This window comes from Halobacillus sp. B23F22_1 (assembly GCF_043497005.1).
Lineage (GTDB): Bacteria > Bacillota > Bacilli > Bacillales > Halobacillaceae > Halobacillus_A.
Genome location: NZ_JBIEKE010000002.1, coordinates 1090121 through 1111960, shown reverse-complemented (window position 1 = coordinate 1111960; position 21840 = coordinate 1090121). Strand labels below are relative to the sequence as shown.

30 protein-coding genes and 1 pseudogene are annotated in these 21840 nt (G+C 39.0%); 23 read left to right on the top strand and 8 right to left on the bottom strand.

Features of this window, described 5'->3' with window-relative positions; all coding sequences use genetic code 11:
• The first annotated feature begins 59 nt into the window (after positions 1-59).
• Positions 60-1313, top strand: coding sequence for an MFS transporter (locus tag ACGTNH_RS13420; protein ID WP_394587387.1), 1254 nt, complete (start codon positions 60-62; stop codon positions 1311-1313).
• Positions 1314-1675: 362 nt separating this feature from the next.
• Here ACGTNH_RS13420 and ACGTNH_RS13415 read toward each other — a convergent pair whose 3' ends face one another.
• From ACGTNH_RS13415 to ACGTNH_RS13405, 3 genes and pseudogenes are all read right to left on the bottom strand, one after another.
• Positions 1676-2278, bottom strand: coding sequence for a hypothetical protein (locus ACGTNH_RS13415; protein WP_394587386.1), 603 nt, complete (start codon positions 2276-2278; stop codon positions 1676-1678).
• A 75-nt stretch (positions 2279-2353) separates the two neighbouring features.
• A complete protein-coding gene (locus tag ACGTNH_RS13410; protein WP_394587385.1) occupies positions 2354-2752 on the bottom strand; it encodes a hypothetical protein in 399 nt (132 codons plus the stop codon).
• A gap of 138 nt (positions 2753-2890) precedes the next feature.
• Positions 2891-3156, bottom strand: a pseudogene (locus ACGTNH_RS13405) (EamA family transporter); the annotation flags it as partial.
• Between the two features lie 115 nt (positions 3157-3271).
• On the opposite strand from ACGTNH_RS13405, the gene ACGTNH_RS13400 reads away from it, so the two are divergent.
• Positions 3272-4318 carry a DUF2332 domain-containing protein gene (locus tag ACGTNH_RS13400; RefSeq protein ID WP_394587384.1) on the top strand — a complete coding sequence of 349 codons (1047 nt, stop codon included), beginning with the start codon at positions 3272-3274 and terminating at the stop codon, positions 4316-4318.
• A gap of 110 nt (positions 4319-4428) precedes the next feature.
• Here the strand turns inward: ACGTNH_RS13400 and ACGTNH_RS13395 are convergent, their stop codons facing one another.
• Positions 4429-4605: a hypothetical protein gene (locus tag ACGTNH_RS13395; RefSeq protein ID WP_394587383.1), complete on the bottom strand. Its 177-nt coding sequence runs from the start codon at positions 4603-4605 to the stop codon at positions 4429-4431.
• Between the two features lie 727 nt (positions 4606-5332).
• Here ACGTNH_RS13395 and ACGTNH_RS13390 point away from each other — a divergent pair.
• The 9 genes from ACGTNH_RS13390 (at position 5333) to ACGTNH_RS13350 (ending at position 11262) form a co-directional block, all read left to right on the top strand.
• On the top strand, positions 5333-5575 hold the full coding sequence (locus ACGTNH_RS13390) for a hypothetical protein (RefSeq protein WP_394587382.1): 243 nt from the start codon (positions 5333-5335) through the stop codon (positions 5573-5575).
• Positions 5576-5648: 73 nt separating this feature from the next.
• On the top strand, positions 5649-6020 hold the full coding sequence (locus ACGTNH_RS13385; RefSeq protein ID WP_394587381.1) for an iron chaperone: 372 nt from the start codon (positions 5649-5651) through the stop codon (positions 6018-6020).
• 29 nt (positions 6021-6049) lie between these two features.
• Positions 6050-6637, top strand: coding sequence for a YdeI/OmpD-associated family protein (locus ACGTNH_RS13380; RefSeq protein WP_394587704.1), 588 nt, complete (start codon positions 6050-6052; stop codon positions 6635-6637).
• Positions 6638-6736: 99 nt separating this feature from the next.
• Complete coding sequence (locus ACGTNH_RS13375) at positions 6737-7303, top strand: nucleoside/nucleotide kinase family protein (protein ID WP_394587380.1); 567 nt, start codon at positions 6737-6739, stop codon at positions 7301-7303.
• A 140-nt stretch (positions 7304-7443) separates the two neighbouring features.
• Positions 7444-7572, top strand: a complete 129-nt coding sequence (locus ACGTNH_RS13370) for a hypothetical protein (RefSeq protein WP_394587379.1) — start codon at positions 7444-7446, stop codon at positions 7570-7572.
• Positions 7573-8107: 535 nt separating this feature from the next.
• On the top strand, positions 8108-9466 hold the full coding sequence (locus ACGTNH_RS13365; RefSeq protein WP_394587378.1) for a copper amine oxidase: 1359 nt from the start codon (positions 8108-8110) through the stop codon (positions 9464-9466).
• A gap of 276 nt (positions 9467-9742) precedes the next feature.
• On the top strand, positions 9743-10003 hold the full coding sequence (locus ACGTNH_RS13360; protein WP_394587377.1) for a hypothetical protein: 261 nt from the start codon (positions 9743-9745) through the stop codon (positions 10001-10003).
• Between the two features lie 126 nt (positions 10004-10129).
• Positions 10130-10423: a hypothetical protein gene (locus tag ACGTNH_RS13355; RefSeq protein WP_394587376.1), complete on the top strand. Its 294-nt coding sequence runs from the start codon at positions 10130-10132 to the stop codon at positions 10421-10423.
• 29 nt (positions 10424-10452) lie between these two features.
• Positions 10453-11262 carry an AraC family transcriptional regulator gene (locus tag ACGTNH_RS13350; protein WP_394587375.1) on the top strand — a complete coding sequence of 270 codons (810 nt, stop codon included), beginning with the start codon at positions 10453-10455 and terminating at the stop codon, positions 11260-11262.
• Here the strand turns inward: ACGTNH_RS13350 and ACGTNH_RS13345 are convergent.
• Together ACGTNH_RS13345 and ACGTNH_RS13340 are read right to left on the bottom strand one after the other, a co-directional pair.
• Entirely contained in the window at positions 11197-12444 is a 1248-nt protein-coding gene (locus ACGTNH_RS13345; protein ID WP_394587374.1) for an MFS transporter, read from the bottom strand. The genes ACGTNH_RS13350 and ACGTNH_RS13345 overlap by 66 nt on opposite strands.
• Before the next feature lie 75 nt (positions 12445-12519).
• Positions 12520-12837 carry a hypothetical protein gene (locus ACGTNH_RS13340; protein WP_394587373.1) on the bottom strand — a complete coding sequence of 106 codons (318 nt, stop codon included), beginning with the start codon at positions 12835-12837 and terminating at the stop codon, positions 12520-12522.
• 279 nt (positions 12838-13116) lie between these two features.
• On the opposite strand from ACGTNH_RS13340, the gene ACGTNH_RS13335 reads away from it, so the two are divergent.
• From ACGTNH_RS13335 to ACGTNH_RS13315, 5 genes are all read left to right on the top strand, one after another.
• A complete protein-coding gene (locus tag ACGTNH_RS13335) occupies positions 13117-13467 on the top strand; it encodes a YuzC family spore coat inner layer protein (RefSeq protein ID WP_507161315.1) in 351 nt (116 codons plus the stop codon).
• A 129-nt stretch (positions 13468-13596) separates the two neighbouring features.
• Positions 13597-14406: a helix-turn-helix domain-containing protein gene (locus tag ACGTNH_RS13330; RefSeq protein WP_394587371.1), complete on the top strand. Its 810-nt coding sequence runs from the start codon at positions 13597-13599 to the stop codon at positions 14404-14406.
• Between the two features lie 73 nt (positions 14407-14479).
• Positions 14480-15064, top strand: coding sequence for a hypothetical protein (locus ACGTNH_RS13325; RefSeq protein ID WP_394587370.1), 585 nt, complete (start codon positions 14480-14482; stop codon positions 15062-15064).
• Between the two features lie 72 nt (positions 15065-15136).
• The gene (locus ACGTNH_RS13320) at positions 15137-15307 is read left to right on the top strand and encodes a hypothetical protein (RefSeq protein ID WP_394587369.1); all 171 of its coding nucleotides are present in this window, start codon (positions 15137-15139) and stop codon (positions 15305-15307) included.
• 29 nt (positions 15308-15336) lie between these two features.
• Positions 15337-15561, top strand: a complete 225-nt coding sequence (locus ACGTNH_RS13315; RefSeq protein ID WP_394587368.1) for a hypothetical protein — start codon at positions 15337-15339, stop codon at positions 15559-15561.
• 107 nt (positions 15562-15668) lie between these two features.
• Here ACGTNH_RS13315 and ACGTNH_RS13310 read toward each other — a convergent pair whose 3' ends face one another.
• Positions 15669-17048: an N-acetylmuramoyl-L-alanine amidase gene (locus ACGTNH_RS13310; protein ID WP_394587367.1), complete on the bottom strand. Its 1380-nt coding sequence runs from the start codon at positions 17046-17048 to the stop codon at positions 15669-15671.
• A 113-nt stretch (positions 17049-17161) separates the two neighbouring features.
• On the opposite strand from ACGTNH_RS13310, the gene fosB reads away from it, so the two are divergent.
• The 7 genes from fosB (at position 17162) to ACGTNH_RS13275 (ending at position 21604) form a co-directional block, all read left to right on the top strand.
• Positions 17162-17569, top strand: a complete 408-nt coding sequence (gene fosB / locus ACGTNH_RS13305) for a metallothiol transferase FosB (RefSeq protein ID WP_394587366.1) — start codon at positions 17162-17164, stop codon at positions 17567-17569.
• Positions 17570-18032: 463 nt separating this feature from the next.
• On the top strand, positions 18033-18353 hold the full coding sequence (locus ACGTNH_RS13300; protein ID WP_394587365.1) for a PadR family transcriptional regulator: 321 nt from the start codon (positions 18033-18035) through the stop codon (positions 18351-18353).
• Entirely contained in the window at positions 18353-19222 is an 870-nt protein-coding gene (locus tag ACGTNH_RS13295; RefSeq protein WP_394587364.1) for a permease prefix domain 1-containing protein, read from the top strand. The genes ACGTNH_RS13300 and ACGTNH_RS13295 overlap by 1 nt, the downstream gene beginning before the upstream one ends.
• 4 nt (positions 19223-19226) lie before the next feature.
• Positions 19227-19475 (top strand): hypothetical protein, encoded by a 249-nt coding sequence (locus ACGTNH_RS13290; RefSeq protein WP_394587363.1) that lies wholly within the window; start codon positions 19227-19229, stop codon positions 19473-19475.
• A gap of 4 nt (positions 19476-19479) precedes the next feature.
• Positions 19480-20517 (top strand): TolB family protein, encoded by a 1038-nt coding sequence (locus ACGTNH_RS13285; RefSeq protein WP_394587362.1) that lies wholly within the window; start codon positions 19480-19482, stop codon positions 20515-20517.
• Entirely contained in the window at positions 20517-20861 is a 345-nt protein-coding gene (locus ACGTNH_RS13280) for an inner-membrane translocator (protein WP_394587361.1), read from the top strand. The genes ACGTNH_RS13285 and ACGTNH_RS13280 overlap by 1 nt, the downstream gene beginning before the upstream one ends.
• Entirely contained in the window at positions 20858-21604 is a 747-nt protein-coding gene (locus ACGTNH_RS13275) for a GNAT family N-acetyltransferase (RefSeq protein ID WP_394587360.1), read from the top strand. Before ACGTNH_RS13280 ends, ACGTNH_RS13275 begins: the two co-directional genes overlap by 4 nt.
• 74 nt (positions 21605-21678) lie before the next feature.
• Here ACGTNH_RS13275 and ACGTNH_RS13270 read toward each other — a convergent pair whose 3' ends face one another.
• On the bottom strand, positions 21679-21831 hold the full coding sequence (locus ACGTNH_RS13270) for a YjcZ family sporulation protein (RefSeq protein WP_394587359.1): 153 nt from the start codon (positions 21829-21831) through the stop codon (positions 21679-21681).
• Between the last annotated feature and the right edge of the window lie 9 nt (positions 21832-21840).

The following is a 21840-nucleotide window of genomic DNA, read 5'->3' as shown; positions in this document are numbered from 1 at the left end:
TCGAAATTTTGTGTAGCACATGATTTGAAAGATAAAATAATGACCATTAGGGGATGTGTATGATAGCAAATATAAAAAAATGGAAAAACCCATTATTATTATTGTGTTCGATTGGAATTTCGAGTATAGGGGACTTCATTTATTTAGTAGCCATTAATATTATTGTATTTCAACTTACTGGTTCAGCAGCCGCAGTTGCGGGTCTTTGGGTCATAGGGCCGTTGACGAATATTGCAACTAAATTCTGGACAGGTAGTTTTATTGAGTATCGGAGTAAAAGAAAAGTAATGATAGGCACGTACATAATTAGAGCAGTTTTTATTTTCCTCATTCCAATTGCACCAAACATGGCCGTTATTTATGGAATATTGGTCATTTTAAGTGTGGCAAAAGCATTCTTTAATCCATCATCAATGACGTACGTGACTTTGCTTGTTCCAAAAGAAAAAAGAAAACGTTTTAATTCGATTCGTTCATTTGCGAGTTCAGGTGCTTTTATAGTCGGCCCTGCCATTGGAGGCTCACTTATATTAGTAACATCTGTTGAAATGACGCTATGGGTGAATGCTCTATTCTTTATAATTTCAGCTGTTTTATTATCTTTTCTTCCTGCAAAAGAAACCATTGATAAAGAATCAATTCCCACATTGACGATAGCTCAAGTAGTACGTGACTTTACAGACGTTCAGAATTTCATGGTAAACAATAAATACGTATCATTTATCTATCTTGGCTTTATTATGATTATGGTATTTTCCTTTGCCATGGATGCTCAAGAGGTCGTTTTTACCCAGCAAGTGGTGGGGCTTTCTGAGTTTGAATATAGTTTGTTGATTAGTATAACGGGAATCGGTTCTGTTGCAGGAGCCCTCTTATTATCGGTATTTTCCAATAAAATCTCACTTAGGTACATGATTACGATTGGTCTAATCATGACGACGATTGGCTATATCATTTATGCTTTTTCTTGGTCGTTTACCTCAATCGTAATTGGTTTTGTCATCTTAGGATTCTTTAATGTTTTCTTAAATGCAGGAATGATGACTTTTTATCAAAACAATGTTTCTGTTGAAATTATGGGAAGAGTGACAAGCATTTACGAGTTAATACAGAGTGTTATCCAGGTGATGTTTATTTTAGCTATTGGATTTGCAGCAGATCTTGTATCGTTACGACTTACTATTGTTGCTTTAGCAATGGTGATGCTGCTATCTTCTGTTGTTTATTCAATTTCTGTTTTACATCCAAATAAAAAGAGTTTTTATCGAGAAGGTGATCAATCGAAACCAGATTTAAGTTTAAAAGTAAAATAAATTTAATGTGGTAAAGTAAGGCAGCCCTTAAACGCTAAAGCGGGCTGCCTTGCTTAAGAATTCTTATTCGAAAAATTCTTTTTCTGATAAAACCTATACAGGTCAAAAGGTGTGAAAACCAGGACAGGTAAAATTCCGAGTATAATTATCTTAGATTTACTTGCGGGGAGCAATAGGTATAGTAGGAGCATAAGTAAGAGAAATACCGGATACAACTTAAAGAACAGCTTAGGGTTATAAAATAACATTTCTTCCGACCTTTCCTAATGTAACAAAATCTTTAAAAAGACGTTGCTGCCATTTTGGTTTACCTCATAAGATACGCCACTCATGATTCAGAAAAATAAACCGGCGTTCTTTACTTATTCTGGCTTCTTCACCCATAAATTCACTTGTAAATTAGTAATCGTTATCTCTATGAGAGGGTCTTCTTTTAAATCCATATTTCCCTTTTGGTCCTGAGGAAATAAATAAAATCCAAATTCGTCGCCATCACGGTAATTTAATCCAGAAGAGCCAGAAGGAGAGGACTCATACGTTTCGTCTTTATACACGGCTTCGGCTTCCGCTTTGAAATGACTCGTAAAACCGTTATGATTACGTGCGTGTTCCAAACCAGAAACTAATGTCGCACCACCTGTGTCATAACTTCCACTTGATCTGAAAGTTACTTCGTAATCTGAACCATTATGCATTACTTTCGTTACATAAATTTTGTTTTCACTATTCTCAAAGAGCACTTTTCCTTCATTACTTTCTAAATCACTTAAATCAAGTTCCACGGAATATTTTCCTTCCTCAGGAAAGGTTTTATGATAGTAATCCTCTATGTTATTCGTTATATAGCTGATGCCCTTGGATTGTAGATTGATGCCTTCGCTTATTCGCGGAATGAGCAGGAAGCCGATGACAGTGATTGCCATGAGGATATATAGCGTATTTAAATTAAACAATTTTCTAATCACATATATTCCCTCCTCATAAAATCTAGGGGTCTGTGAAAACTTACGTTCATGTTACCATAAGATCACGATATATCTTTATGGTTTATAACCTAAAGTCATACTAAAGAAAAAGGCGTACACGATAAGCAGTACTAATATAGCAGCAAAGAATAGGAGAATTAGTAATTTTTCACCTAATACTTTCTCTCTTTTGATCCAGGAGAAGAACAAGGTGAAGATGATAACTACTGTTGGAAGTAAATAAAGAACCAGCCCTGTCTCACTCCAATTTGAGTTTTTCTCCCAAAAAATATCGGGAATGGGCGGGTGTTCATAAAGGTAACTGATTCTTTCTCTTACTGTAATAAAGACTAATGTTAGTATGAAAAAGTATCCTAAACCTATATTTCTAACAATCTTAGAGAAGCAATTTGAACGATAGAGCACAGCAATAGCTGCAAATAATAATGGAATCAAGATGAAATAATCTGCCACTGCCTGCCCCCCTTTTTCTCTAAATATCTCCGCATCCACTTTACCATAAAAATACATTTTGAAAAGTTATATTTGAAATCCTTCAATAGCTTAGTGTTACTCATAGATAAATAAGGCAGAGAAAACAAATCCGAGGGTTTAATCCACTTGGCTGAATTTGTTTTGATAGGAAGATTTTTTATGAAAGGCTAGTAAAAGTGTCATACCAATGATGCAGCACATCCCTGCCCACTGAAAGATTCTGAAAGTTCCTTTAACCAAATAACTATAGTTAATACGGCAGATAAGGGTTCCAGGTTGCCTATTAAACTTGTCTCTTTAGGTGACAGTTGCTGAAGGCTTTCAATGTAGAACCAGAACGCAAACATCGCACCGAAAATAATGACAAATATAAGGTAGATATACTTCTTTTATTAGTTAGTTCCGAAGCAGAATGAAAATGACGCCTTTTGCTTTTAAAAAAGAGTTTCGTAAGGCTTAAATGGAGAAGTAGTCGTATATAAAAGAAGGAGGGAAGATATGGATTTTCATCGTATCGCTGAAAAGTTTTCCAATTTCGCAGTTTATGAATGTAATGGTTCAAGTGAGCTTTACATGAAGCTTTCCTTACAGATTAGTAATGATAAAGATGTATTAAAGTTATGTCATTCTGCTCGAGAAGGGCAGCCAATTCCGAATTTGCTGCTTGGCGCCGTACACTATTTGCTGCTTAAGGGCGTAAACCATCCACTGAAGGAATATTACCCGAGTATAGTCAGTCAACCGAAGAACGACGATCACTTGTTTGAGGTATTTAAAGATTTTTGTTTTGAAAATGTAAACGAAATAAAACCAATTTTGAGAAGTAAGCTTGTGCAGACAAATGAAGTACGTCGCTGTGCTTACCTTTATCCTCTTTTTTGTTATATTCATCACCGGACTAGTAAGCCACTTTCTCTTATAGAAATAGGTACGAGTGCAGGACTGCAGCTCTTATGGGATCAATATTCTTATTCGTATGGAGATGAACACATCTATGGCAATAAGAAGTCCCTTGTTCATTTATCTTCCCGCGTACGGAAAGGAAGCCTTCCAGATCAAATAATCTCTTCACTACCTCCAGTAAATGATCGCCGAGGCATCGACCTCCACGTCAGTGATCTTACAGATGAAGAGGATTATCAATGGTTGAAAGCTCTGATATGGCCTGAACATAAGGAGAGAATGGTCATCTTTGAACATGCGGTTACGCAGCTGAAGGAATCACCTCCACCTCTCCTCGCAGGAAATGGGGTAGAGTTACTGACCGATTTAACAAAGGAGATCCCTGCCGAGACCACAATTTGTGTATTCCATACTCATGTAGCAAATCAAATGACGGCAGTTGTAAAAGAAAAATTGATAGACCAAATAAACAAAATAGGAGAACAAAGAAAAGTTTTTCATATCTACAACAATATGGAGGATAGTATGCTTCATGTCGATGTAGTGGAAAAGGGAAATGTGGAGAAAAACATAGTAGGTGAAACGGATGGACATGGCCGGTGGTTTGACTGGAAATTCACTTCCCAAAATTATAATTATTAAATGAGTTAGTAAGCGGTGAGTGAAAAATGCTGTGGAAACAGTGAATTTAACTGATTTTGAGATACGAGTTCACAATTGGTATGGTGTAGTCTTCCAAATTGAGGGGGTATTTACTGCTGCAAGGCCCCCGACACTAACTGAAGAATGACAAAGGCTGTCAACGGAATAGCTATCCCTATGCCTCTGTACATAAAAAGTTGCTTGTCAGAGACTTGTTCCCTTTGTTGATCTTTCCAAGCTGGATAAAAAAATCCTAATACAATAGCAGCAACGAGAGAAATTGACATTATAATCGTTCCTATAAAAAAACATTGAAACACCTACAATTGTATATACTTTCCACAGAAAAGACTGATCAAAACGACTTAATGCCTTCTCTCCCCATTACATGGGATACTGAAAATTAAACTGAAGTGATTCGTAAATAGGAAGAAGGGGTTAAGTAAGGAGGACGCGTTTTGAAGGATGAAAAATTTTTATACATATTAGGAAGTTTGGCTTACATTACCTGGCCCCTCTATTTCTTATTGTACGTATCACGTTATACAAGTGCCGAGATTATTGAAGCCATGATTGTAATTACCATTATGATTGTTTGTTATTTTTGTGGAGTAAAGTTCTACTTCAGCTAGAAAAGTATTTTTAACTATCAATTTTCCCCGTTTAGGAAATGAATGTAATGGAAAGAGGGGGGGATTGCGAAAAGTAAAAGTGTTTTTCATAGTAAATACAATCATTAGTGGCGTGTTTGTAACTTTATTGCTGTTTTTGCTTAAGGTGCGATTGGAGAGAACTATACTGACCAAACTTATGCAGCTCCAGAGTTTTTAATCATTTCTGCTATATGAACGATCGGTTTTTTAGTCGGATTCGGCATTTATATTAAATTTTTCTCGACGTTATTTTTAATATTATCGCTCCTAATGACGTGGGGGGCTATATTGTAGGGAATCAAATGTGCAAAAAAATTACTTAATTAGTGGGGTTAAGTAATTAAAGCGGAAGGATGATAGGGTGAAGAACAAATTATGGCAATTCTTTAAAAACCCGTTAATTTCGCCTAAAATCGATAGATTCTTAATTATTCCCGGCATAATTATAGGGGTTATCGTTTCTAAATATGGATCAAGCTGGGGGTTAAGTATTGTAGAAGAGCTTCTTCTCCTCGTCGGCATTTTGTTTGTATATATTGTATTAACAGGAGCTGGCGGCAGGTGGTGGAGAAGGAAAAAGGAGAAGTATCATGAGAGGAAATAGAGTGAACAGCCATTTCTCACTAATGATATAATATAAATTAAGCTATTTACTTCAAAATTTAGGAGGGGATAACATGGAAGTTTTTGAGGAATATTTAGAAGGCATAGATGACCCTGATAACCGCGAGCGTCTGCAAGAAGTTTTTACATGGGTGGCTGAACGTTTTCCAAACTTAGAAACGGTCATCAAGTGGAACACACCCATGTTCACTGATCACGGTACATTTATTATCGGTATTGATGCGGCGAAGCATCATATGAGTTGTGCACCCGAAGGAGCAGCAATGAGCCGTTTTGCGGAAGATATTGCTCGTGCTGGTTACAGTTCAACGAAAGGCCTGTTTCGCATTCGCTGGAATCAAACGGTAGATTACAAATTGCTTGAGAAAATCATTGAATTTAATATTGAGGATAAAGCTGATTATACTAAGTTTTGGCGGGAATAGGTGGTTGACTCTTATATATAGAAAGGGTGATTTCCATTAATAGAAAGAATCCAAAGGTTGATGAGTACTTAAAAAATGCCGACAAATGGAAAGAAGAATTTGAAAAGTTAAGAAAGATCGCTCTTGCCTGTGATGTAGATGAGGAAATGAAGTGGAACCATCCTTGCTACACCTTCGAGGGCAAAAATGTTGTTTTAATTCATGGATTTAAAGAATACTGCGCATTTTTGTTTCACAAAGGGGCCTTGTTAAAGGATGAGCAAGGGATTCTCATTCAACAGACGGAAAATGTGCAATCAGCGCGACAGGTCCGATTTACTAATGTTAAAGAAATCGTTGAGCGGGAAGACGTTTTAAAATCATATATCCATGAGGCGATTGAAGTGGAAAAAGCCGGGTTGAAAGTAGAAAAAAGTAATGAGTTGACCATTCCTGAAGAACTTCAGCGAAAATTTGATGAAATTCCTGACTTGAAATCTGCTTTTGAACAATTGACGCCGGGCCGTCAAAGAGCTTACATTCTTTATTTTTCTAAGGCGAAACAATCAAAAACCCGTGAGTCGAGAATTGAAAAGTGGAAGGGTCACATCCTCGCTGGGAAAGGGTTAAACGATTAGAATTCGTTTAGCAACTTGAATTCGCCGTGCTCTTCTAAATTACACTTATTGTAATTGTTTTTTGTATAAGGTAAAGCGTTTCAAGGAGGAGGTATATCAGTGGTCCAAACAAAAGTAATAGCGATTGCTTCCGTTTCAGGTGGTGGAAAAACGGCCATAACAAATGAGTTAAGGAAAAGTCTGGAAGATTCTGAAGCTTTATTCTTTGATGATTACAATTTTAATGGAGCACCTGATGATCTTATTCAATGGGTTGAACAAGGCCTGGATTACAACCAGTGGAACTTAAGACCTCTTGCTGCGGATATTAAATTATTGTTGGGTGATAAAAATCCTCCTCGATACATTATCCTTGATTACCCCTTTTCCTATAAAAATGAAGAGCTGAAGAACTATATTGATCTATCGATTTTCATTGAAACCCCCCTCGACATTGCAATGGCTAGAAGACTTTTAAGAGACTATGAAAATTCCACATCATTTGAAATACATAAGGATCTAAATTTATATTTGAGAAGTGGCAGAGTCGGCTACTTAGAAATGGAGAATATTATTAAACCAAACGCTGATATCATTATAGATGGGGCATCAACCGTCAGTGAAATAATAGATACTATTATGCAAAAAGTAAGAACGGACAAGATTATTAAGGAAAAGCGGCACTGATTCCAATGTGAGTCAGTGCCTTTGTTTGGCAATAGTAAATATATTTAACCATATTATGGAATTTAATTAAATCCCATAATATGTTATTTTTGGTTAAGTAGTTTTGCATAATAAGTCAGTCCATGAATAGGAGTGTAAAAATGATCGAACTACTCTTAGCCGGCATTTTGGTGACACTAATAATCATTGCAAGAAACATTAAGTTAATTGGAGAACACTTAACGAGCAATCCCAAAAGAAAAAATAATTCTTCAGAGGACGACAACTAAATGATTTACAGATATAAATTTTCCGCGTGAGTACTTCTATAAGAGAAGAGGGGAAAGACCATGTCAGTACTAGCTGAATTGTTAGATTTAATTCTTTATTTATCCTTCTTGAAGGTAAGGGAGGAGGATATTGAGAAAAATCTTAGATATCTAAAAAAATATACATGGTTTCAAAATTACCTTCAAGATCGTACATATAAAGCATTAATCATATATGATCCTCATGTCCGGAAAGTAATTGGCAAGTTTAAAAGTAAAAAGTTCACTAGTGATTCTTATCAAATAAGATGTCAAAGAAAATTACATAATATCCTAGTTAAGAGAGAAATATATCAGAATTAAGGATATAAGCATTTTCTGAAATTACTTTTTATGTTTTACGCTTAAGAGAGGAAGCTTATGCCGACTGGGCGTATCTTTTTTCTACTCTAAGGAAGGTAAAATAACTTATTATAAAATTATTTGAATATGAGTGATCCAATCCTCCTTTTTTTACGTTAGCTGGTTGAAAAATACTAATAAGGAGTGATTGGAAATGACAGTAAATTGGAAGAAAACGTTTGTAGCATTACCTTTATCGGCAGCTTTACTCGTACCGGGCACAACAGTTTTTGCAGATGATCACAGTGATCACGAGAAAATGGAAAATGTTTCGGTATCTACGCCGGCAGCGGACTTACGAGCAACTCTTGATCAGGCACTTTCCGAACACGCCTATTTAGCGGTTGTCACGATGCAAAAAGGGATTGATGGAGCGGGAGATTTTGATCAGGCAGCAGCGGCTCTTGAAATGAACACTGGGGATTTGACGGAGGCAATCACTTCTGTCTATGGCGAAGAAGCTGGAGCGCAGTTTGAAGAAATGTGGTCGCAGCATATTGGATATTTTGTCGACTACGTGAATGCAACGGCAGAGGAAGATGAGGCAGGCCGTGAAGAAGCGCTAAATAACTTAGACAATTACCGTGAGGACTTTTCAGAGTTTCTAGAAACTGCAACCGAAGGAAATTTGGAGGCTTCAGAGCTTGCTGAAGGACTTCAAATGCATGTGGATCAATTAGTTGGGGCTTTTGACAATTATGAAGAAGGCAGTTTTGATGAAGCTTATGATCAGCTTCGTTCAAGCATTGAACATATGTACGGAGTAGGTGAAGGTCTGTCTACTGCCATTACGACGCAGTTCCCTGAGGATTTTGATAATACAAATCCAGCTACACCTGCTGCAGATTTACGGGCAGATTTAAATCACCTTCTTTCTGAGCATGCGGCTCTGGCAACGCTTGCCATGCAAAAAGGCGGTGACGGAGCAGAAGACTTTGAAAACGCTGCCGGAGCTCTCGAAGCGAATACGGAAGATTTAACGGCAGCTATTTCCTCAGTGTATGGTGAAGATGCCGGGGAAGAGTTTAAGATGATGTGGTCCGAGCATATTGGCTACTTTGTAGATTATGTGGAAGCGACAGGTGAAGAGGATGAAGAAGCAAAAGATGAAGCTCTAGCCAATCTTGATGATTATCGGGCGGATTTCTCAGAATTTCTTGATACCGCTACTGAAGGGGGATTAGAAGCAGAGCAGACAGCAGAAGGGCTGCAAATACACGTCAATCAATTGACCGGAGCTTTTGACAGCTATGTAGAAGGTGACTATGAGACAACTTATAATCAAGTTCGTGAAGCTTATGCACACATGTATGGAGTAGGTGAAGGACTTTCAAGTGCGATTGTCGATCAGAACCCTGAAGAATTTACAGATGAAACACCTAGTGAGATGCCTAAAACAGGAATGGGTGGAGCAAGTGATCAGTCTGGTGTAAATGGTTGGATGATTGCTTTTACTAGTATGGCAGCAGCACTCTTTGCTTTAGTTATTGGGGTACGCCGTAAGGAATCATAGTTTAAGAGAGAATGATCTTTTACCGCTTTCACGAGAATGAGGTAATTTAGAGAAAGGACAGGCTGCTTTTGCGGCTGTCCTTTTTTAAATTACGTTAAAGTTACATCTAACTAGTTCATGTTTCGTCAAGGGTGGTGGAAGGAACTAGAACCATAGGAATGATAAACGGGATTCTTGATAGATTTTATGACAACAGTGTAGGAAATTATTCTATGACCATGATACGATAAGATTCATCTAGATAGTGGCTGTTCACTAAAGAAAGGAGAGAGAAGTATGAAAGGGAAGTTACCATATATTACGTATTGGGTTGTTTTTACTGCTGGTTTGCTGTCCCTCTCTTTTTCTTTCCTTATAGAATACGGATTCATTTACGCTGGATTCCTTGCTTTCTTGTGTGGTTTCTTTGGGGCTGTTCTGGCCATTGGGTTAAAAGAGCGAACATTAGTGGTACTCAGTGTCCTGTTAGTATTAAGTCCTTTTCTAATGCTGTACTTCATTGACACGATTCAAGGTTATCTGTCTAATTTACTTTAAGCTGAACTTTACAAAAGTTCACCGTTTCTTTACAAAGTTGAGGAATACTTTTAAACGGGAATTCGTACGATGAAAAAGTGATTGATTTCACAATCCCAAGAAAAAGTAACGTAGGAGGAACGCCCATTGTTTATAACAAATGTGAAAAATCTTCAATATTACAGCCAGCTATCTTTGAAACAGGTAGAAGATCGTGTGCTTATAACGGCCGACTTTCCTAAAGATTTAAGAATGGAATATGACTTAGATGAGCCGTTCTTATACGTCACGCTGTACGTTCGTGGAGGAGAGAGAATCAAGCTTATTGATGAAGGAACAGTCAGAGTATATAGTTTAACGAAGAAGGATTTTGATCCGAATACGTATCATGAGATCGTCCAGTTTGCTAAAGAACATGCACCTCAATTTAAACATAAATAAAAGAAGGCATTTTGACAGGAGATAGTGCGATGATAGTGGATAATGAAAACGGCCTGCTGCTTCTGCGTCATGATCAATTGGGGGAGCGCCAGTGGCGGAGTGATGATTGTTATAAGTTGATTTTCTCTCCTTATGGAAAAGGGATTTATCAAACATTGGAAGGAGACCAATCCATTGATCAAGGATCCTTTTTTATCTTCAATCCTGAGGATAAACATAAACAACTGAAGGTTCATCATGAAAAGTTCCTAATTGAAATCCAGCCGTCCTTCTTGATTGAGGCGGCAGAGCAGATAGGAATAGGGACGAACGCCCCTGAGTACGCGAGCGTGTCCTATCGACACCCACAAATGGAGCAGTGGATGACTTTTGTACGAGGATTTCTCATGACGCAGGAAGCTGCAGGAGCTTCTCGTCAGCTTTTTCTTGATCATAGTTTAACCCAGCTCGCTATTCTCATGTTGGAATATGGTGCTGGCTCCCACCAGACCTGCTTTCCTTCTATACATATAAAAGGTCCAGTGAATGTAGTCATGCATGCTCTAAAAGAAAGTTATAGAGAAGAGTGGACGCTTAATGAGATGGCTGAGACAGCCGGAATGAATAAGTTCCAGCTGGCTCATCTTTTTAAGGAAGAGACAGGAGTTTCGCCGTATTTGTGGTTACAGGTATACCGGTTATTTCGCAGTCAGCCTTCCTTGCTGCACACGACAGAGCCGATTCTTTCCATTGCGTTGCAGCATGGATTTACCAGTGTCTCCTCCTACAATCAGTTATTCAGGAAAGTTTATCGTAAAACGCCCACGGAATTTCGACGCATTCACTGTTCTCGTAAGTAACCCGCCTATACTAACGATGAAGATGGCAAGTCCACTTGCCATCATTAACCATTTAATCGGGATGAAGGAAACGAGTGTGCCGTATAAAGCTAATGAAAGGGTATTGGATAAGTATAAAAGTACAGCATTAAAGCTGAACGCCCGCCCGAGCTTATCTTCAGGTACTAAAGTCTGGATTAAATAAACACGAGCAAGTCCGGCAATAGGAAGTCCGACGCCAACGATCGCACAACCGATAAAAAAGTGTGTCACTTCGTATAATAGTCCATAGTACAAGATGCCCATTCCCCAGGTGCAAGTACCGATTAAGTAATGAATCAATGTCATTTTTTTAACGAAATAGGGAAGGATAATGTTCGTAAGTATGACCATAGCCCCAAAAACACTTTGAAGTAAACTATATAATTCCTCACTCTGCGCACTTTTCTCTGCTAAAGCCAGCAGGAGTCCGACTTCCCAAACCCAGGTATTTAAAAATACGGTCACAAATGTAAAGGTGAAGAGTCTGCGAATGGTCGTTTGAGTTTTAATCCACAGGGCTGTTTCCTTGATTGAAAAGAACAAGGCAGCCGTTGATTTGTCGGATACATGCTTTTGATCCTTCATTAAGACACGACGCAGGCAAAGTACGCTGACCAGGTAGGTAATGGCGTCGACTGTAAAAAAATGAATGACACCATACGTGTTTAATAATCCTATGGAAAGCACGGGACTAAGCACAATTACGCCTCTCGTTAACGTGTCATTCATACTGTTCGCACTCGTGCGTTCCTCAATAGTAGTAATCGAGGGAAGAATCGAACGATGAGCAGGGTTAAAAAAGCAGCCTATGCTTTGGATTAAAAAACTAATCGTTACCAAATACGCGTAAGTCAGCATGTCTAAGTAATACAGAACAACAACAGATAAAATGAGAGGAATGCGTAAGAGGTCTAAGGAAATCAGCCACTTTTTCTTTGGGACCCAGTCAGCGATCACACCGCCTATTAATCCAAACAACAAATAGGGCAATGCTTCTGCAACTGCCATCCCTGTTGTTAACATACTTGACTTGGTTATATTGTAAGCCAAAAACAAAAAAGCCATGCCGGACAGAACATCCCCCAGTCGAGAAACACTGCCGGCTAGTAAGTAATAGCGGATATTTTTATTTTTCCATAATGCTCTATACAAAACGATCACCTCGTTTTCATCGTAAAAGAAAATCAGGTGAACGTCTTTCATGATATTGGTGGAATATGAAGCAATTTTCTGCTATTACGTAAGAAACATAATACTGAGAAATCCTAAAAAACCGATCAGCCATGATAGAAAACTGAACAGGGTATAGGAGTGAGTAGCTGCTTTTCGCCTGAACCGTCGGTTGATAGTCAATAAGACAGAAAAATAAACAACGCTTGAGATAGCTGATACCAATACGTGATAAAGCAGCTTATCCTCATCTAAGGCAGGTTCTGTTATCCATCCTGCAGCGTCCCCAATGTAAACGATACTCGTTACCAAGGACGCGACCACTAAATAGAATAAACCTCCAAATATAAAATTGATCCCATAGCCTATGTACATCGTTTTCATTTTCATCACCTGTTTCGATCTTTTTTAGAAAAATTACGTATTTGAGCTTCTAAGAGGGCCTTTCTCTCGGGCAATAATTATCGGCATTCCTGCAAATAATCAATAATTTGATTTTAATGAAAATTCACTGAGTTGCTAAATAGTTTAACATGAAAAATACATCCAGCGTAGCTGCTTACCGGATCTTAAATACATGCTCTCTTTATCCCCAAATACTCTTCTCTTACATATGATGGTGTTATGTTATTGATTGGGAAGGGGAATTATTTCGTGTACAACATGTATCACTATCCTTATCATTACTATTATCAGCCTTATTATTGGGGTGGCCGTCAGTACGAATCGATAGATCCTACTCTTTTGACGGAGTCGGCTGCTGAATCGAGGAAGTTAATGCAAGATGCGAGTAAGGTGCTTGAGAAGTTGGCAGAATCTAAGGAGTTTGATGCTCAACTGATGCAAGCCGCTCAGCAGTCAAATGATGAAGAGGTAGAGCGACTCATCGCCTCAATCGGCGTTACTTCTGAAGTAGATATTCATTACAATCCGGATGGACTCCGTCTGGAGTTTCGAAGGTCAATCGATGGATATGAATGCTGTAAATTGCAGATTGCGCTGCGTTGGAGGTAAAGAAGTTGAGAAGAAAAAGTGCCGGATCGAAAAAAATCGGCACTTTTTTTAATTTTTTTAAAAATAGTAACACCGGATTGGTCTCTCATTTCGATTATAGTAGTAAACAGATGAAATAAGGAACGTTTTATGGAAATTGAACAGATTCGCAGTTTACAGACATTTATGAGTGTAGAGGAAATGGACAAGCATGTAAGATCTTTTCTCTTCCGGATGAAAGCCGCATTATCAGAAGCTACACAGAAGGTATTAAAATTTATTTGGAGACATTCCGTGAAGTACAGAGGCGTTTCTTTTGCAAAAATTGAAACGATTGAAAAACATACGCAAGTCAGCCGGAGGACGGTTATTCGAGCGATCAATCGTCTGGAAGAAGAAAAGCTTCTGGAGCGGGTTGAGACGACAAGAGCTAACGGCAAACGCGGCGCGAATATATTAGTCATTCTCCACCAGGAGGATCTTTTTTTACCGGACGATGTCACCCCAGTTGACACCCCACATGACACTGTATCAACGCCTTCTAAACCCTCTATAGATCAACCCTCAACAGCTGAAAATTTATCCGAAGCAATGAATAAGCAAAGCGAAAGCTCTTCTTGTATGTTTGTACCCCTTGATCACACGTTTATCCCATCATTTATTCCTAAACCTTTCGTACAAGCTGTGCGTCCTTTTCTTAATCCAACAGAGACATTAAATGCCTGGAGGACAGTTGAAAGTGCTTATCGTCAATGGAACATGCGCGACCCGCTCGAATGGTATATTGATTCAGTCATAGAGGTATTTAAACAAACCGTATTTGCACAAAAACATCGAATGATACATAAAACATTTATGGGATATTTTTATGGCGGATTAAAAAATCGCTTAATGCAGACGGCTCGTAAGGAAACGTTAGAGGATCCAACAACCCTATATTATGACTGGTTAAATGAGTAACGCTATTTACATATTTAGGGAAGTACATTACAGTGAAAGTTATATTATTCTGAAAAATAAGGGGGTCACGGATATGAAAAAGAAAAAAATTGGACTTATACTCATTTTAACAACGATTGCACTTCCGCTCATCTTCTTATTTGCCTACGAACCTTCTTTTACAGCAAAAGGGGCAGTGGAGAAGCATTTTGAATATGAGAACGACCTTCGCTATATAAATAAAATTGAAGCGGGACAATTTCAAGCCTGGTTATTTAATGATGAAAATGAAAGGGAATATAAGACTTTTCTTGTAAAAAAAGACGGCTTTTTTTATGAAAGCCCTCTATCAACTTATATCGAACACCAGCCGGATGCTCCTTTAGAGACATTATCATCTATAGATTATGCAGATGAGACAGATGTTTTAACGCTGTTTGTTGTTCAAAGTCAGGATTCAGAGGTAGCTAAGATAGAGGCAGGGGAAGAGACGAACCGTCAAGAAAAAGAGGTAGAAGAAGGAGAAAAGGCTGTATTCTCCTGGGATCGCAGCATTTCATTTGATGAAATGAACGCTGCTGCCTATGGTGAGCATGGAGAATCATTATATTATTTTGGAATCGAACAGGATAACACAGCGAATGTTGACAATGTGGGATGGTTTGAAATAGAAAAATAGCTGGAAAATTGAAACAAATACGGGGTGGTATTCGTATACATAGTAGCAACCCTTAAAGGAGATAAAAACGGGATGGATTTGTTTATTCTCTTTGGTGTATGGATAACTGGCACGATTATTACTGTGCTTAGTATCTTCATGATCATTGGGAGCAGGATCACCGGTCCGCGCAAAGATTTGGAACAAAAGGTGCACAATCTGGAAAGAGAAGTGAGCATTTTAAAAAGCCGGAAATCAAAGTAACCACATTGTTTCAAGGAAGGTGATTTAAGGTGACCGCATTATGGGTGCTGTTAACGATAATTGGAGTATGCTTTATGCCAATGTTTATTGGGATAATTTTTACCCGCCTCGGGTTTAAAAAACGTCGTATTAAAAATGAAACCGTTGAAAGATCAAAAGTTGAATCAGATGCTCAAATGAATGCCAGATCTGCGATAGCAGCTGAACAAATGAAAAATAATAGTTATCATGGCGGTGGCGGACCTTTCAGCTGAGATAACGGCAGTGCCTTCCATCGTTAAGTTCGAAGGCGCTGCTTTTTTAGAAAACGGTACATAAAAAAACCTGAAGCATCGTTTGGAGATCCTTCAGGTTCCTCGTTTTAAAACTCGTCTATAACGTTTTTTAACTCTTCTTTCTGCTTATCGATTTGTTCAATCGCATGATTCATGTTGCGGATAAATAAACTGATAATACTTTGACCGTAAGTGGTACCAGGTACCGCCCATTTTCCGTTCAACTGCGTCCATGTTTTGGCGCTGCCCCTTGTGACAAGGTCAAATCTTGGGTCGACTTTATCATATTGCTCAGGAATTTTTTTCGTAGAGGAATACGCGTACAAGTGTTGAATGTGTGCGTGAACACCATCTTTTGGAGTGTTGAAGCTGTTTCCTTTGTTATCAGGACCTGTCGCGCCAATTCCTGCATAATTGTTTTGGTCGGCATCTACCACTCCCGTGAAGCGGAAGTAGTCGGTTTCGTGAATGGCTTGAGCATATGCGACATCAGCTCGTATGCCGTAGTCTTTACCAAACTTTACATAATGTGCCCCTAATTTAGGAGCGCGTGGGTTGATAGTTCGCACGAATTCATCAAGCTGGTGTGCGAGTAAATGTGTTTCTCCCTCAATCGTATACCGTTCGACCGGAGTCGGAGGAGTCGGGGCAGGTACGGGATCAGAGCTTTCATCATCTGTAATAATAAAAGCATCACGTATGCCGGCATTGTTTAATCTTACCACCTGTTCATCTGCTCGTGACTTCTCAGAGAAAGCACCGGCCTGGACGCGATAAAATACGTCACCGCCAATTGTGGCTGTACGGATAAATGAATCGATGCCGCGTCTCGAAAGATCCAGTACGCGCTGTTCGGCATTATCTCTATTTTTGAAGGATCCAGCGATGACGCGGTATAAAACGTTCGGAAGTGATTTCCTCGGTAAACTGAGGGCATCCGCAACTCCTTGTGCGATCGCAATCGATACTTCCTCAATAAATGCCGGGTTTTTTAACTTCGCCAGGTCACTGGCATTGTCCACAAATAACACTTCAAGCAAGAGAGCCGGCATTCTCGTTTCTCTTAATACGTGAAAATTAGCACGCTTTTTCCCGCGATCTCTAATGTTGTATTTCGAGCGAACAGCATTCATGATTTTGTCATGAATGACATTTTGGTAGGTTCGTGTTGGAGCAGAGACGGTTCCATTAAAAATATAGCTTTCAAATCCTTGTCCGCCAGCTGCGTTATTGTGAATGGATAAGAAGAAATCAGCATTGGCATTGTTGGCACGCTGGGTACGCGCACTTAAAGATAAATTGACATCTCTTGTTCGAGTCATAATAATGTTAGCTTCATAGTTTTGCTGCAGGTGACTTTGTACTTTTAAAGCAATTGAGAGGTTGAAGTTTTTTTCAAGACTGCCTTGAAACGAAGCGCCGGGATCTGTACCACCGTGACCGGCGTCTATAACGACAGTTTTCATAGTTTTAGCCTCCTTTAAAGACTACAATATTTTATGATAGTCTAGCAGATTAAGTATGGACAATGATCTCAGGAAAGAGAAGTATTTATCTTAAGGGAGGGAGGAGAGAGAGCATGATTAAAGGCTTAAACCATTTTTTATTTACTGTATCAGATTTGCAAACTTCAATTGATTTTTATGAAAAAGTGTTCGAAGCAGAGCTTCTAGTAAAAGGGAAAAGAACAGCTTATTTTGACTTACATGGAATGTGGCTTGCGCTGAATCAAGAAGATAATTTAACCCGCCCATCATCTTATACACATATCGCTTTTTCCATTGAGGAATATGAATTTGACGACGTTCTTAGAAAATTAGAGAAACACAATGTTAATATTCTTCCAGGAAGGAAAAGGGATGAGAGAGATAAGAGGTCCATTTACTTTACGGATCCTGATGGGCATATGTTTGAGTTCCATACGGGAACGATTGAAGATCGCATAAATTATTACAAAGAAGAGAAAAGCTATATGGATTTTTATTAAAAAAGGAATCGATTTGTCAATGGAGTTTAAAATGAAAGAAAAAAGTTTTATGCCTGGCAGAGATTGATCGACTTGCAAATGAAAATAATATACCGATTACAAAACTATGAAACCATTTTCGAATTAATTCGTTCAATGTATACAAGACAAACATTAGACCGTGACTCGTTGTGTATTTTCTAGTAAGGAGGGGAGAAAGTTGAAAAAATCTTTAGTCCTGGGGTTAGTACTCCTCTTTTGCATGCTTCTCATTATGAAAGTTATAGCAGTTTCCTTTCCTTATCTCGCCAGTTTTATTATTGCTTTTCTCGTCTTTGAGATAAGCTGTTACCACACCGTTGGGAAAATGAGGTGTAATCGTAAGTTGAACTAGTATTTTGGAGTTTTTTTACATTTCCACCTTGTTATACGATGTACATCGTTATACAATAGTTGTAGAAAAATGTGGAAGGTGCGTGGATCAATGGATCGCGAAATTATGAAGGGCAGTATCGATATCCTTATTCTGGGGCTCGTTTCGAAGCAGGATATGTATGGCTATGAGATGGTAAAAAGCTTGAAGGAACAAAGTAACGATCTTTATAACATGAGCGAGGGTACACTCTATCCAGCATTAAAGCGGCTGGAAAAAAAAGAGTGGCTCTGTTCCTATTGGTCTGAGACGTTAAGCGGCCGGAGGAAATATTACCAAATAACAAATGAAGGTCTTACGATGCTTCAACAAAAGCTGGGAGAATGGAAAAGTGTCCATGATCTGATCATGAAGACGTCGGAGGACTTCTGATGAATAGGATGGAAAAGCACGTCAATCAAGTTTTACAGGAGATGCAAAGTCGTAAAGAAGAAAGAGAAGAAATTAAAAAAGAGCTTCTTTCTCACTTGGAAGAAGCGAAATCGTTTTATATGCAACAAGGAGATACAGAGAAAATAGCAGAAAAGAAAGCGGTTGAGGAGTTTGGAGGATCTAAGCAGATTGGTCATGGCTTTCAAGAAGCGATGTACCCGTATCAACGAAGTTTATTGTATGTCATTGGACTGGCAACTATCCTGTTTGGTGTAATCTTTCATTTATATTTATCCATTACTTTTGGTGGAGAAGAGCCTGTGTGGCTGCTTATTCAGTTTTTATTTGGAAGTCTCGTCGTGCTTACAGGAATCAATATAGCTTTTGTCGGCCGCCATTTCTGGTCGGTTAATGTACTCGTGCTCTTAACTGCTATGTGGAACGGTGTTGGGCTCATGATGGTCAGTCAGGTATATCCTTTTCAAATGATTATGTTTAGTATTTACCTTCTGGTTATTATTTTGATTTCTATTATTTTTGTCATTCGGCATTCTTATTACGCCTCGAATCCTGAACAAACTTCACCGGAAAAGCGAAAGATACAAAAAGTGAGCTATGTCGTTAATATCGTGTACGGTGTAATGCTTTTCACAGCTGCTTTATTTATTACATATGGAATGCTCATTTTTGGAGGTATGGGATGGCATGTTTTGATTCCTCTTTCCAGCATTTTTGCCTGGCTTCTCTTTTATAAATTTCAAATGAAATTGATCCAAAAAAGACCGGTTATTGCTATCTTTGTAGGACTTGCCTTTTTATTTCTTGTGGCCGCTGCACCATTTGCTATTTCAGGGTTTATTCGGGGGTGAGGAGATGGTAACTTTCTTTCAAACAGCGGGTTGGCCGATTATAATATTATTTTTCCTTATCCACTTTACTTTATTGCTCATGAAAAAGAGGCAGGCCACATTAGTAACAGCTGCCCTAATCGCTGGCTGCGGGGCGCTGGTAATGATAGTGGGTTTATTCTCGATTTTGATTATAGGAATGTATGGAGCCATTACAATGCTCCTCGGATTGGTGTTGTATGTATTAGCAAAGGATCGTCTGGAAGGCAGGTGAATAAATGTCATTGAAAAAGAAAAACTTTATTTTTATTGGAGGGGTGGTCCTTCTATTTGGGCTGATTTACTGGATAGGAATTTCAGCTGAAGGACCACCCGGACGGACAGGGCTGGGGAATCAACCTGATTTATCTAAAGATGATGAAACAATCGTTTTCCCTTATTATAAAGACGGAGCTGCCTCCCTGTTTACCAGTGCGGCTGTTGGTGGAGAAGCGGAGGTACTCGCTGAACCGGAAGAGGGTGCATCTTTTATCAAACCCGCTTTTTCACCGGATGGGCATCAGGTCGCGTTTATCAAAGAGTGGGAGGAAGAGGGGCGGCTGCAGAGCCAGCTTATGATTCATGAACGTTCTACGGGAGAGCATCGATCGTTATTATCTACGGAGCATCTTGTAACGGAAGCCGTTTTTGCTCCCAATGGAGAAGAGCTTTATTTTATAAAATCGAGTTTATCTAAAGAAGAACTCGAGAGTGACGAAGAGCGATCGCGAGGACTGGATGTCTATAAAATGAATGTTGACACCGAGGAAGTCGAACGAGTAACTACAACTTCCTCCTTTAGTATGAATTCTTTACAGGTAACTGAAGAAGGAGATCAGCTGCTGTATTATGTATATAACGGAAGTGATCAAATCAAAAGTTATGATCTTAAGAGCAAGACTACAGAATCGATTCGTCCGGAACCTTCTTATCGTTCCGGTGCTTCTGAAGGACCTATGCTGTCAGAGCCAAGAATGTCACCAGACGGTGAGGTCGTTGCATTTTCAGACGTAGCCTCTCATTCTGAACAAGGAACTTTTCAATACGAAGTGTTTCACATGACGAGGGAAGGTGAAGATGTTGAACAGGTAACGAACGTCCACGCCTTTGCAGGAGGGACTCTTTTCTTTCGGAAAAGTAAACAGCTTCTCATAACTATCGATCGTAACTTCGCTGGTAGAGATCAAGACTTGGAATATTGGATCTTTGATCGAGATGGCAGCTCTTCAAAAGAAGTTATTATTAACATACCTGAGCAGCGAGAAGGAGGCCAGTGATGGATTCTATCATTCTTTTGTTATTTTTTGCTGCGTTACTTACTGTGAACGTTGTAGCTTATCACCTTCAAAAGAGAGAACGCCTACCGTTATTTATATCAGGGCTTCTGCTGATGCTCTCGTCTCCAGCAACAGGATTTTTTACAGGTTACCTTTTCTGGGCAGCTGCTGATCCGGGCTCAACAAAAGAGGGAGCCGGTATAGGAGGGGCTATGCTCGGACTTCTTACTTTGTTTAACGGTCTCCTTGTTTTAATGATTGGTGTGATTACAGCAGTCGTAAAGCGCAGGAAGAAACGGAATGAAGAACAAATTCAAGCGATTAGTGTGGAGGAAAACAAATGATAACATTTAACAACATTCATAGAATCGGACACCATATCTACGAAAATGAGACCTATCATCACTATCATTATCCAGAAATGCTTGCCCGGTATGATAGTAACTTTTTGCAGTTTAAAAAGCTGCCTGCACTTGAAGAATTTAAAGAAGCTTATTCCTATTTGCATAATTTTCATCTTAGGAAAGGGCAGAAGCATGTGAAATTCTATCTCCCGGAGAACGAGAAACCAGACAATCCGCTTTTAAACTATTTAAAAGATTTCAAGTTTGAAATTGGGTTTCAAGAATTATATAAAATTCAGCCGGCTGAGTTTCCAAAAGCAGATCCACCAGCTGATATAAAACTAGAGCTTATATCTGAGAATAATCTTCGTACGTTTCTCCTTCTCCATTATGAACAGGACTTGGAATTTGGAATTGATTTTGCCGACCAAAAAATCGATCTTAATCGCACGTTATTCAACGATCCTGCTATTGAGATGGTACTTGCTTATTGGAAAGGGGAGCCTGCGGGATCTGTTACACTTATTCACGCGGAACATACTGTAGAGATTGACCATTTAGTGGTAGAGGACAAGTTTCAGAGAAGAGGCATAGGAACTCAACTGCAGGCCTTTGCAATGAATCGAAACACCGGTAAAACGATTATTCTAGTAGCAGATGGGGAAGATACGGCGAGAGATATGTATCGAAAACAAAATTACCAGTTTATTGGATTTAAGTATGAAATTCAGAAGATTGACTAAAAGCCAGGGGACCCGGTCCTGGCTTTTTTGGTGAGAAAATGTAACTGAAGGAATGGATGTGGTTTGTTTACCTTCTAGTATTTAACATAAGCTGTTCCTACAATAATCAACAAAATAAACAACACGACGATCAGCGCAAAACCTTTTCCTTTTCCGCAGCCGCCATAGCCGCCACCATAGCCGCCACCAAAGCCTCCTAAACCGTTAAAGCCACCATAATAACTCATACTTTCACC